This is a genomic window from Desulfovibrio porci (assembly GCF_009696265.1).
Classification (GTDB): Bacteria; Desulfobacterota; Desulfovibrionia; order Desulfovibrionales; family Desulfovibrionaceae; genus Desulfovibrio; species Desulfovibrio porci.
Genome location: NZ_VUMH01000003.1, coordinates 120,999 through 133,967, shown reverse-complemented (window position 1 = coordinate 133,967; position 12,969 = coordinate 120,999). Strand labels below are relative to the sequence as shown.

6 protein-coding genes are annotated in these 12,969 nt (G+C 64.0%); all 6 read left to right on the top strand.

The window, feature by feature from the left end:
• Window positions 1-544: 544 nt before the first annotated feature.
• The 6 genes from FYJ44_RS04415 to FYJ44_RS04390 all read left to right on the top strand — a co-directional run bounded on the left by FYJ44_RS04415 (window position 545) and on the right by FYJ44_RS04390 (window position 12,790).
• Window positions 545-3,667: an MdtB/MuxB family multidrug efflux RND transporter permease subunit gene (locus tag FYJ44_RS04415; protein WP_154509537.1), complete on the top strand. Its 3,123-nt coding sequence runs from the start codon at window positions 545-547 to the stop codon at window positions 3,665-3,667.
• Window positions 3,664-6,912: an efflux RND transporter permease subunit gene (locus FYJ44_RS04410; protein ID WP_154509535.1), complete on the top strand. Its 3,249-nt coding sequence runs from the start codon at window positions 3,664-3,666 to the stop codon at window positions 6,910-6,912. Before FYJ44_RS04415 ends, FYJ44_RS04410 begins: the two co-directional genes overlap by 4 nt.
• A gap of 220 nt (window positions 6,913-7,132) precedes the next feature.
• Entirely contained in the window at window positions 7,133-8,731 is a 1,599-nt protein-coding gene (locus FYJ44_RS04405; RefSeq protein ID WP_229772493.1) for a sensor domain-containing diguanylate cyclase, read from the top strand.
• Between the two features lie 48 nt (window positions 8,732-8,779).
• A complete protein-coding gene (locus FYJ44_RS04400; RefSeq protein ID WP_154509531.1) occupies window positions 8,780-9,931 on the top strand; it encodes an aminotransferase class I/II-fold pyridoxal phosphate-dependent enzyme in 1,152 nt (383 codons plus the stop codon).
• A gap of 4 nt (window positions 9,932-9,935) precedes the next feature.
• The gene (locus FYJ44_RS04395) at window positions 9,936-11,177 is read left to right on the top strand and encodes a diaminopropionate ammonia-lyase (RefSeq protein WP_154509529.1); all 1,242 of its coding nucleotides are present in this window, start codon (window positions 9,936-9,938) and stop codon (window positions 11,175-11,177) included.
• 41 nt (window positions 11,178-11,218) lie between these two features.
• The gene (locus FYJ44_RS04390) at window positions 11,219-12,790 is read left to right on the top strand and encodes a sigma-54 interaction domain-containing protein (protein WP_154509527.1); all 1,572 of its coding nucleotides are present in this window, start codon (window positions 11,219-11,221) and stop codon (window positions 12,788-12,790) included.
• The last annotated feature ends 179 nt before the right edge of the window (window positions 12,791-12,969 follow it).

Sequence of the window (12,969 nt, the reverse complement as noted above, 5' to 3'; positions counted from 1 at the left end):
CGCCTCCGGCGCGGGCAGGGGGCGGGTTATGGGGCTGCGCCCCCTCCTCCGCCCCCTTGCAACCCCCCGGAGCACCCCCCGCCAGGCTTTCCAACGCTCTCATTCCGCGAGGGCTGCGCGGCATTTGCTGCGGGAGCTTCCCTCGCCATGCTTGCGCAGGCTCGGGTGATCTCTCTTCGCGCCGCGCAATGCCATCCGCTGACGGTCGTTGAGAAGGAGATGCTCAGCCGTTGGATGTTGATACGCGGCGCTTAGGGGGCGTAGCCCGCACGCGGGCAAGCCCCGCCCCGCGCCGGGAAGGCGGCCCAAACTCGAGCGGAGCGGAAAACGCCGCGCCCCAAGGGCGAAGCATTCCTCGTCCGCGCGTCAGCCCCCTTGTTGCCCGCACCGGAGGCGGCCCATCGCCAGACTGGCGAAGAACCTTGTGCCCGGAGGGCGCAACATAAAAAGTTTGCGACAGGCCGATTACAGCCGTCGGGGATGTGACGCCTGAAATCTCAGCGACAAGCCCGTTCTTCTTTTGAGCGGGTAAGGTGCATGTACGATGAACCTCTCCCGCATCTTTATCCTCCGCCCCATCGCCACCTCCCTGCTGATGGTGGCCCTGCTGCTCTCGGGCCTGCTGGCCTACCGCTCCCTGCCGGTGGCGGCCCTGCCGCAGATCGACTATCCCACCATCCAGGTGCAGACGCTCTATCCCGGCGCGTCGCCGGACGTCATCGCGGCGGTGGTCACGGCTCCGCTGGAGCGCCAGTTCGGCATCATGCCCGGCCTGGTGCAGATGAGTTCCCTGTCCTCGGCCGGGGCCTCGGTCATCACCTTGCAATTCGACCTTTCCATCGCCCTGGACGTGGCCGAGCAGGAGGTGCAGGCGGCCATCAATGCGGCGGACAACCTGTTGCCCGGCGATCTGCCCAATCCGCCGGTCTACAACAAGGTCAACCCGGCGGACCCGCCCATCGTCACCCTGGCCGTGACCAGCGACGCCATGCCCCTGACCCGTCTGGAAGACCTGGTGGACACCCGCCTGGCGCAAAAGATTTCGCAACTGCCCGGCGTGGGTCTGGTCACGCTGTCCGGCGGGCAGCGCCCGGCCGTGCGCGTGCAGGTCAACCCCAAGGCCCTGGCAGGTGCGGGCCTGACCCTGGCCGACGTGCGCTCGGCCATTGCCTCGGCCAACGTCAACGACGCCAAGGGCAGCTTTGACGGGCCGGAACGGGCCAGCACCATCGACGCCAACGACCAGCTTTCCTCGGCCCGGGAATACGCCCGGACCATCATCGGCTACAAGGACGGCGCACCCTTGCGCCTCACGGACGTGGCCGATGTGCTGGAGGGCGCGGAAAACGCGCGTCTGGCCGCCTATGTGGCCGCGGCGGGCGCGGACGGCAAGGATTCCTTCCGCCCGGCCATTGTGCTCTCGGTGCAGCGCCAGCCCGGCGCCAACGTCATCAGCGTGGCCGACAGCGTGACCCGCCTGCTGCCCGTACTGCAGCAGACCCTGCCCGGCAACGTGGAGGTGCGCGTGGTTACGGACCGCACCACCACCATCCGCGCCACGGTGCATGACGTGCAACTGGAACTGCTGCTGGCCGTGGCCTTGGTTATCTGGGTCATCTGGATTTTTCTGCGCAATGTGGAGGCCACCATCATCCCGGCCCTGGCAGTGCCCCTGTCTCTGGTGGGTTCGCTGGGGGTCATGTATCTGGCCGGATTTTCCCTGAACAATCTCACGCTCATGGCTCTGGTCATCGCCACCGGTTTTGTGGTGGACGACGCCATTGTGGTCATTGAAAACATTTCCCGCTACCTGGAGCAGGGCGAGCGGCCCCTCCAGGCCGCACTCAAGGGCGCGGGCCAGATCGGCTTCACCATCATCTCCCTGACCATCTCCCTGGTGGCGGTGCTCATCCCGTTGCTGTTCATGGGGGATGTGGCCGGGCGGCTGTTCCGCGAATTCGCCGTGACCTTGGCCGTGACCATATTGATTTCTGCGGTGATCTCCCTCACGCTCACGCCCATGCTCTGCGCGGTCATGCTGCGGCCCGAGCGTCATGCCGGGGAGAAGGAGGCGGGCCGCTTTTTCAGCCGTCTGCTGCTCTGGTACGAGCACCGGCTGGACTGGGTTTTCGCCCACCAGCGCCTGACCCTGGGCGTGGCCCTGGGCACCCTGGCGCTCACCGTGATTCTGTATATCGTGGTGCCCAAGGGCTTTTTTCCGGTGCAGGACACGGGCGTGATCCAGGGCATTGCCGAGGCCCCGCAGGATACCTCCTTCGCGGCCATGGCCGGACGCCAGCGTGAACTGGCGGACATGATCCTGCAGGATCCGGCCGTGGAAAGCGTGGTCTTTTTCGTGGGTGTGGACGGCATCAACCAGAGTCTGGGCACCTCGCGTCTGACCGTGGAACTCAAGCCGCTTTCCGAGCGCGACGCCCGCGCCCCGGCCATTGCCAAGCGGCTCATGGCGCGGGCCGCGCACCTGCCGGGGCTGACCCTGTATATGCAGCCCGTGCAGGATCTGACCATTGAGGACCGTGTCTCGCGCACCCAGTACCAGTTCACCGTGGAGGCTTTGAACCGGGAGCAGTTGCAGGCCTGGGTGCCGCGCGTGGTCCAGGCCTTGTCCGAACGGCCCGAGCTGGAGCACGTGACCAGCGACCTCCAGAAGCCGGGGCGCATGGCCTGGCTGAACATCAACCGTGACGCGGCCGGGCGGCTGGGCATCAGCATGTCGGACATCGACAACGCCCTCTACGACGCCCTGGGCCAGCGTCTGATATCCACCATCTTCACCCAGACCAACCAATACAAGGTGGTGCTGGAGGTGGCCCCGCGCTTCCGCCTGGGCCCGGCGGCCATTGAGAACATCCATGTGCGCGGTTCTTCGGGCGATCCCGTGCCCCTGACCAGCATCGCCACGCTGGAGGAGCGCCCGGCCCAGCTTTCCATCGCGCGCCAGGGCCAGTTCCCGGTGGCCACCATTTCCTTCAACGTGGCCCGCGATTCCTCGCTGGGCGCGGCCGTGAACGCGGTGCTGGCTGTGGAAAAGGAGCTGGGCCTGCCCCCGGCTCTGCGCACCCAGTTCCAGGGCGCGGCCCAGGCCTTTCTGTCCTCCACGGACAACCAGATCTGGCTGATCCTGGCGGCCATCGTGACCATGTACATCGTGCTGGGCGTGCTTTACGAGAGCTACATCCACCCGGTGACCATCCTTTCCACCCTGCCTTCGGCCGGGGTGGGGGCCTTGCTGGCTCTGCTGCTGGCGGGCATGGAACTGGGTGTGGTGGGCATCATCGGCATCATCCTGCTCATCGGCATCGTCAAGAAAAACGCCATCATGATGATCGACTTCGCCCTGGAGGCCGAACGGGGGGAGGGCAAGCCGCCGCTGGCCGCCATCCGTCAAGCCTGCCTGCTGCGCCTGCGGCCCATATTGATGACCACCATGGCCGCCCTGCTGGGGGCTTTGCCTCTGATGATCGGCTGGGGCATGGGCGCGGAGCTGCGGCGGCCCCTGGGCGTGACCATGGTGGGCGGCCTGATCGTGAGCCAGGTGCTGACGCTCTTCACCACGCCGGTCATCTATCTCTGGTTTGACCGCATGAGCCTGCGTCTGCGCCATAAGTCCACGCAAGGCACGCGGCCCGTGGAGGAGGGCGCATGAGCGCGCCCGGCGACGCCGACAAGGCGGGCGGGGGAAAGCGCCGCCGCTTTGGGCCGGAATTCATTCCGCTGAATATTTCCGCGCCGTTCATCCGGCGGCCCGTGGCCACCACGCTGCTGACCATCGCCATAGCCCTGGCCGGTATGGTGGCCTTCGGCCTGCTGCCCGTGGCTCCGCTGCCTGAAGTGGACTTTCCCGTGGTGGTGGTGCGCGCGCGCATGCCCGGCGCCAGCCCGGAAACCATGGCCGCCACCGTAGCCACCCCATTGGAGCGGGCCCTGGGGCGCATCGCCGGGGTCACGGAAATGACCTCTTCCAGCAGCCTGGGGTCCAGCAACGTGATTTTGCAGTTTGATCTGGACCGGGACATAGACGGCGCGGCCCGCGACGTGCAGGGGGCCATCAACGCGGCCCGTTCAACCCTGCCGACCATGCCGTCCAATCCCTCCTACCGCAAGGTCAACCCCTCGGGCGCGCCGATCATGATTTTGTCCATCACCTCGGACGTGCTGACCCGCGCCCAGCTTTACGATGCGGCCTCCACAGTGCTGGCCCAGAAGATTTCGCAGATTCCCGGCGTGGGCGAGGTCACCGTGGGCGGCGGAGCCCTGCCCGCCGTGCGGGTGGAGGCCATCCCCGACGCCCTGAACCGCGCGGGAGTGAGCACCGAGGACGTGCGCAAGGCCCTGGCCGCGGCCAACGCCTTTCTGCCCAAGGGTATGCTGGAGAACGACAAAAATTTCTGGTTGGTGGGGGCCAACGACCAGCTTTTGAAGGCCGACGACTACAAGCCGCTGATCGTGGCCCAGAAGGACGGCAGGACCATCCGCCTCTCGGACGTGGCCCGGGTGGAGGATTCCTCGCAGGACGTGCGCAACATGGCCGTGGCCAACGGCAAACCGGCCATCTTGCTGATCGTCTTCCGTTCGCCCGGCGCCAACATCATCGAGACTGTGGACCGGGTCAAGGCCATGATGCCGCAATTGCGCTCCTGGCTGCCGGAAAGCGCGGACCTGACGCTGCGCATGGACCGCTCCCTGACCATCCGCGCCTCTTTGCGCGAAGTGGAAAAGAGTCTCATGCTGGCCATGGGCCTGGTGGTGCTGGTGACCTTTCTGTTTCTGCGCAACGCCAGAGCCACCAGCATTCCGGCCGTGGCCGCGCCGGTCTCGCTTATCGCCACCTTCGGGGTCATGTATCTTTGCGGCTACAGCCTGGACAATCTCTCGCTCATGGCGCTCACCGTGTCCACGGGTTTTGTGGTGGATGACGCCATTGTGGTGCTGGAAAATATCGTCCGCCGTCTGGAAATGGGTGAAAGCCCGTTGCGCGCGGCCCTGCGGGGGGCACGCGAGGTGGGCTTCACCGTAATGTCCATTTCCATTTCTCTGGTGGCTGTGTTCACGCCCATTTTGTTCATGGGCGGCATTGTAGGGCGGCTGTTCCGGGAATTTTCCGTGGTGCTGACCACGGCGGTGCTGGTGTCCATGCTGGTCTCCCTGACCACCACGCCCATGATGTGCGCCAAGCTGCTGCGTCCCTTCGACGTGGACCTGGCCCGGCGCAAGGAGCGCCTGCTGCGATCCCGCACGGGCTTTTTGAGCCCGCTGCGGCAATGGTGCACGCGCGTGGGCCAGGCCTGGGGCGGCATGCTGGCGGGCATGCAGCGCGGCTATGCCGCCAGTCTGGCCGTGGTGCTGCGCCATCCGCGCCTGACCATCCTTTCGCTGCTGCTGGTCATCGCGGGCAACATCTGGCTGTATATCGTGGTGCCCAAGGGCTTTTTCCCCCAGCAGGACACCGGGGTGATCATGGGCGGCATCCGGGCGGACCAGAGCGCCTCCTTCCAGGCCATGCAGGTCAAACTGGAAAAACTGGTCAACGTGATCCGCGCGGACCCGGCCGTGGAGCAGGTTTCGGCCCATATTTCCGGCGGGCGCGGCGGGGGCGGGGTGTTCATTTCGCTCAAGCCCCTGGAGGAACGCAAGATCGGCGCGCAGGCGGTCATCGGGCGGCTGCGCGGCAAGCTGTCCTCCGAGCCGGGTTTGCAGATTTTTCTGCAACCGGCCCAGGACATCATGATGGGCGGGCGCAGCGCACGTTCCCAGTATCAGTACACCCTGCAGGCCGACAACCTGGACGAACTGCGTACCTGGGGCCGTCGTTTGCAGGAGGCGCTGGCCAAGGTTCCCCTGTTCAAGGATGTGGACAGCGACATCGAGGAGCGCGGGCTCCAGACCATGATCACGGTCAACCGCGACGCCCTGGCCCGTCTGGGCCTGAACATGCGCGAAGTGGACGCGGCCCTGAACAACGCTTTCGGCCAGCGCCAGGTCTCCACCATCTATCAGGACAAGAACCAGTACCGCGTGGTGCTGGAATACGCTCCGGACTGGCTGGAAGGCGCGCAGGCCCTGGACAAGGTGCGCCTGCCGGGCAAGGACGGTCTGGTGCCCCTGCTCAGTGTGGCCAGCGTGGGCCCGGCCTTCGCGCCCCTCTCCGTGGCGCATCAGGGCCAGTTCGCCGCCGTGACCATTTCCTTCAATCTGGCCCAGGGGGCCGCACTTTCCGAGGCGCAGGCGGCCATTGCCGAAGCGCGGGTCAGAATCGGCATGCCCTCCGGCATTGTGGGCAGCTTCCAGGGCACGGCCAAGATGTTCAGCGACACCATGAGCAGCCAGGTCATTCTGATTCTGGCCGCCCTGGCCGCCCTGTATATCGTGCTGGGCGTTCTCTATGAAAGCCTGATCCACCCCCTGACCATCCTTTCCACCCTGCCGTCGGCGGGCGGCGGAGCCCTGCTTTCCCTGATGCTTTTCAAGATGGAGTTCAGCGTCATAGCGCTCATCGGCGTGCTGCTGCTGGCGGGCATCGTCAAGAAAAACGCCATCATGCTCATCGACTTCGCCCTGGACGCCTCCCGCGTTCGCCGCCTGCCGCCGGACAAGGCCATTTACGAGGCCTGCCTGTTGCGCTTCCGGCCGATTATGATGACCACGGCGGCGGCCATCCTCGGCGCGGTGCCTCTGGCCCTGGGCCAGGGCGACGGCGCGGAGATCCGCCAGCCCCTGGGCATCACCATTGTGGGCGGCCTGCTGGTCAGCCAGGTGCTGACCTTGTACACCACCCCCGTGGTCTACCTCTGCCTGGACCGCGCCCGCCTGCGCGCGCGGCGTTTCTGGTGGCGGCTGCGCTACGGCAGCGCCAGAGCCGCGCGTCTGGCCGTGCTCAGCCGTCGGGGATGAGGCTGCCCGCCTCATGCCGGGCGGAAAGCAGTTGTTTTTAATCCCTAGTTTTTTACTTAAGTTTACGGTATTTGGTGGATTATTCCTTGCGGGAAACACTGTTTTGAGCCAAAATGCGCTAGAAACGGTACGCCGCCCGCCGGGCTTCCCCCTCCGGCAAAGGAGACTAAGGCGCATGTATCATTGCAGCTTGCGGATCAGAATTTGCGGTGGAGACGTGATGCTGGAAAATGCGCTGCGTTCTGTGATGCCGCGCGAGCATTTCGAGCACATCTTTACCGTCGATTTCTGTCCGGACGGCGCTGATTGCCGGGATTTAGCACACGACGACGTCATTTTTCTGAATGCCGGGCAAGCGGAAAGCCTGCCGGGCATCCGTCGCGCGACCAAAGCGGAGGCCGTCATCATTCTTGTGGCGCCCGCCGGGCTTGCCGCGAACCCGTCCGAGGAATTCTGGACGCAGATCGACGATATCTGGACCGGGCCGCACACTCCGGCGGCGCTTGCGTTCCGTTTCGCCAAGCTGCTTGACGGGCTCAAGCTGAAACGGGATGTCCGCCTTACGCAGCTTTATCTGGATACGATCATCGACACCACGCCGTCCCTGGTCTGGATCAAGGACGTCAAGGGCGCGCATCTCAAGGTCAACGAAAGTTTCTGCCGTACCGTGGGCAAAAGCAAGCGGGACATCGAAGGCCGTGGTCATTATTATATCTGGGACCTGAAGAAGGAAGAATACGAAAAAGGCGAATACGTCTGCCTGGAAACCGATGTCGTGGTCATGGAAGAAGGGAAAACCCGTGTTTTTGACGAGATCGTCAAAAGCAAGCAGGGCATGCGTCAGTTCAAGACCTGGAAGTCGCCTCTCTTTGATGATGACGGGCGGATCATGGGTACGGTGGGCATTGCCCTGGATGTGACCAATCTGGCCAGCCTGAGCGCGGAACTGGAACTGCTGCTGCGCAGTCTGCCCTTTGCCGTGCTGATTGCGGACGCGGAGGACCGTGTCGTGAACGTCAATGAAAAATTCCGGGAATTTTTCGACGTTGCCGACGAGGTTGCCCTGGACGAGAATTGCCGGATCTGGCGGGAAAAGGCCCTGGCCGAGGGCCGTCTGGTGCGGGTGGAAGGGCGTGAGGAACTGCGTTGGGAGCATAACGGCCGGGAGATGCTTCTGGATGTCCAGGAACAGGCTATTCTGGATGTCTTTTCCCACCGCATCGGCACTATCGTGATCTTTCGCGACGTCACCCTGGAGCGCGAGTTCGAGCGTCGGCTGGCCCGCAATGCCAATACCGACACGTTGACCGGCCTGTACAACCGGCGTTATTTCTATGAACGCGTGCGTTCCGGCGTGACGGAGGGAGCCGAAGGCCTGCTCTATATGGATCTGGACAATTTCAAGGCCGTCAATGACCGTTGCGGGCATCAGGCGGGCGATCATGTTCTGGTCACGGTGGCCGGCCTGCTGCGCGAAATCTGTCCCGAAGCCCTTACCGCCCGTCTGGGCGGCGACGAATTCGTTCTCTATCTGAGGGACCACCCGCTGGATTTCCTGATTCGCAAGGCCGGGCAACTGGTGGAGCTGATGCGCGAAACCTTCGGAAATTCCGAGATGTTGCGGGATCTCTCCCCCAGTATCGGCATTGTGCGCAGTGAAGAACCCGGCCTGACGCTGGATGAACTGATCCGCCGGGCGGACGCGGCCATGTATACGGCCAAGCGCGGCAGGCTGGGGTATTGCGTGTATGAACCGGGCCTGGAAAATCCGCCGGACGACGATCGCGGGGCGGACCGTCCCTACCGCTCGGGTCGCTGACGGCGTGCGCGCTCTCCGCAGGGCCGCGCCGGAAGATAAGGATTGAAGATGCGCATTCCCGATTTTGAACTGGAAGTATTTTTCGGCAGACACGAATTTTCCGCACCGTATTTGTTGGCCCAGTCCGACTGTGAGGCCCTGAGCATCGCGGAACTGCTGGTGCTGGAACCGGACCCGGCCGCCGCGCGGGAGGCTTTTCTGCAAACCCGGCTCGGCTATGCCGAAAATGACGGCAGGCCGGAACTCAGGCGGGCCATAGCCCGTTTGTACCAGGGCGTGACCGGGGATCAGGTGCTGGTGCAGACCGGCGCGCAGGAGGGCATTTTTTCCTGCTGCAACGTGCTGCTGGACAAGGGCGATCATCTGGTCTGCATGTTTCCGGCCTACCAGTCCCTGTATGAGGTGGCGCGGTCCGTGGGCTGCGACGTGTCGTTCTGGCGTTTCCGCCAGACGGCGCGCGGCTGGGTGCTGGATTTCGACGAACTGGAATCCCTGCTCCGGCCCGACACCAGGGCCATCGTGATCAACTCGCCCCATAATCCCACGGGCTACGCCCTGAGTGAGGCGGAACTGCGCGCGCTCTGCGAACTGGCGGCGCGGCGGGGCATTCGTCTGATCGCCGACGAGGTTTACAAGGGTCTGGAAGATCCGGACGGGCCGGACGAAAACGCCGGGCGCGCCCGTTCTTCGGTCTGTGAGCTGTATGAAAGGGGCGTTTCCATCGGCGTGCTTTCCAAGGCCTACGGCTTGCCGGGACTGCGCATTGGCTGGCTGGCCAGCCGTGATCGTGAAACGCTCACGGCCTTGAGCCGCTTCAAGAATTATCTGAGCATCTGCTGCGCTACGCCGTCGGAAGAACTGGCCCTGACGGCCCTGCGCCACGCTCCGGCCCTTTTGGCGCGCAACCGGGCCATCGTCCGGGCCAACCTGGCTCTGGCAGACGCCTTTTTCGCCCGGCACGCCGGTCTGTTCATCCACAACCGCCCCTTGGCCGGGCCTGTCGGCTTCCATCGGATCAATATTGACGGTCCGGCGACGGAGTTCTGCGAGCGTCTGGCGCGCCAGGCCGGGGTGCTGCTTCTGCCCGGCAATGTCTACGGCGTGGACGAGCCCTACTTTCGCATGGGCTACGGCCGCCGCAATTTCGGGGAAAACCTGGCTCATTTTGAGGCCTGGCTGGCCGAAGCAAAGCTGGATTGAGCGCATGCGAGCCGTGGAACTGGCCTTCAACGCCCGCTGTGACGCCCATGTCCTGAACCCCGACGCCATTCCGGCGGCGTATTCGTTCCTTGGCCCGACGCGGGCGTCGCAGGTTCGCCGTTTTCACGCCTCCTTTCCGGAATACGTCCCCACCCCCCTGTACAGCCTGGACGGTCTGGCCGCCCGGCTCGGTCTGGGCCGGATCTTCGTCAAGGACGAGTCCCGCCGTTTCGGCCTGAAAGCCTTCAAGGCGCTGGGCGCGTCCTGGGCCGTGGCCCGCCTTCTTTCCCGGCGTCTGGAGCTGCCGCCGGACAGCATCGGTCCTGCGCTCGGGACGCCGGAGACGCGGGAAAGGGTGGGGGAGGTGACCCTGGTCACGGCCACGGACGGCAATCACGGGCGTGGTCTGGCCTGGGCCGCCCGCCAATTCGGGCTGGAGGCCGTGGTTTTCATGCCCAAGGGCTCGGCCGAGGCCAGGGCGGAGGCTGTCCGCGCCCTGGGCGCGCGTTGTGAGATCACGGATCTGACCTACGACGACGTTGTGCGCCATGCCGCCGCGTATACGCGGGCAACGGGCGGCGTGCTGGTGCAGGATACGGCCTGGCCGGGCTATGAGGAAATCCCGCATTGGATCATGCAGGGTTACACGACTCTGGCTCTGGAAGCGCTGGAGCAGATGCGGGCTCTGGGTCGCGAACGGCCCACGCATATTTTTCTGCAGGCGGGCGTGGGCTCCTTTGCCGCCGCCGTGCTTGGCTTTTTCACCATTGAGGCGGCTGAGGCCGGCGTCGCCGCCCCTCTGGCAATCAGCGTGGAACCGCACAACGCGGACTGCGTTTTCCGTTCCGTGCGGGCCGGGGACGGCCGCGCCAGAGCCGTGGACGGGGATCTGCGCACCATGATGGCCGGACTGGCCTGCGGCGAGGTCAGCACGCTGGCCTGGGAGATTTTACGGGAACATCTTTTCGCCGCCGCGGCCTGTCCGGACGGCGTGGCGGCTCACGGCATGCGCCTGCTGGCCGCGCCCCTGCCCGGCGATCCGGCCCTGGTTTCCGGCGAATCCGGAGCCGTGGGCGCGGGCCTGCTGGACTATCTGAGCCGCGCGCCCGAGGCGGCCGCCATGCGCGCCGCCCTGGGGCTGGACGGCAAGGCCGTGGTTCTGCTCATCAGCACCGAGGGGGACACCGCGCCGGACGTCTACCGCCAGGTGATCCGGCACGAGGCTTGCAGAGAATACATGGACTGAGGCGTTGGTTTTGGACCATACCCCCCCCCCGGAGTTTCGCCATGACGGACGCCTATGACAAAATGTGCGAATTCGAGCGCATGGCCACGGAACTGGCCGTGACCTTCATCAATCTGCCGGCCGAGCAGGTGGACGCGCATATTGAATCCGCCTTGCGGCGGCTGGTGCTCTTTCTGGGGTTTGACCGCGCCACACTTGTTCAGCATGCGGGCAACGGCAGGCCGTTGGCCAGCCATTGCTGGGGTAAGCCGGGCTATCCCATTCTCACCGAGTATTCCTTCGCGGAAGAATATCCGTATATTTACGGGACGATGGAGAAAAGCAAGGAGGTGCTTGTCTTTTCCGCCGACTCTTTGCCCACGGACGCGGCAAAAGACGCGGAGATGATGCGCTGCTACGGTCCGCCGGTGATGGTCTGCCTGCCCCTGCTCGCCGAGAGCCGCAATATCGGGCTGATCACCGTGGGCACGTTTGCATCCGTACGGCCCTCCCTGCCGGAAATGCTCAACTGTCTGCCCCTGCTGGGTACCATTCTCGCCAATGCGCTGCTCAAGAAATCCATGGAATTGAGCCTGAAGCAGGCATTCATGGAAGTAACCCGCCTCAAGAATCTCATGGAGGCTGAAAATTGCCTTTTGCATGAAGATCTGGGCAACCGCTGCCTTCCACTGCACAATATGGTGGGTGAAAGCAAGGCGCTCAAGCGCCTGCTGCGCCAGATCAAGCAGGTGGCGGACACGGATTCCACGGTGTTGATTCTGGGTGAAACCGGCACCGGCAAGGGACTCGTGGCGCGCAGCATTCACAATATGAGCGGCCGCAGCAAGCGGGCCATGCTCAGCGTCAACTGCGCGGGTTTTGCGCCGTCGCTCATGGAAAGCGAGCTTTTCGGCCATGAAAAAGGGGCGTTTACCGGAGCTATCTCCAGAAAGATGGGCCGGTTTGAGGTCGCGGACGGTTCCAGCCTGTTCTTTGATGAAGTGGGGGAGCTTTCGGCTTCGGCCCAGGCCAAATTGCTGCGCGTGCTTCAGGAAAAGCAGTTTGAGCGGGTGGGTTCCTCGCGGCCCGTTCATGTGGATGTGCGCATTCTGGCGGCCACCAACCGGGATTTGGAAGTGGAAATGCTCGAAGGCCGTTTCCGCGAGGATTTGTTCTACCGCCTCAATGTCTTTCCCATTACCGTGCCGCCCCTGCGTGAGCGTCTGGAGGACATTCCCCTGATGGTCAAAGCCTTTGTCGCTGAATTAAACGTGTCCATGGGCAAGGACATCCGCCAGGTCAACAGTAATGACCTGAAGGTTCTGCATGAATATCCCTGGCCGGGCAACGTGCGCGAATTGCGCAATGTGGTGGAGCGGGCCATGATTCTCGCCTCCGGTTCCATCCTGCGCATTTCTCTGCCGGAACGCCGGGACCGCGAGGCCGCAGTGGAGAGTCTGGCGGAGGCGGAGCGCAGGCATATTCTGGCCGCTCTGGAAAAAACGGACGGAAGGATCAGCGGAGAAAAGGGCGCGGCCAGGCTGCTGCGCATCAATCCCAAGACTCTTGAGTCGCGTATGAAACGCCTGAACATCAGCCGGACAGGCCAACGGCGTCCGGCTGACGGCGCTTGAGCCGCGCTTCGGCCGCAGCGTTTTGCGCAGTTCCGGAATCCTCATATTTCAGGATGTCCTGAAATATGAGGATTTTTTATGTCTTGTTTTCGGATGGATTGTGATTTTTTTCTCTATAACCGTCCGCTTTGCCAGGATATGCGGGCAAGACGGACGCCTGGCATAAGAAATGCTCTTTT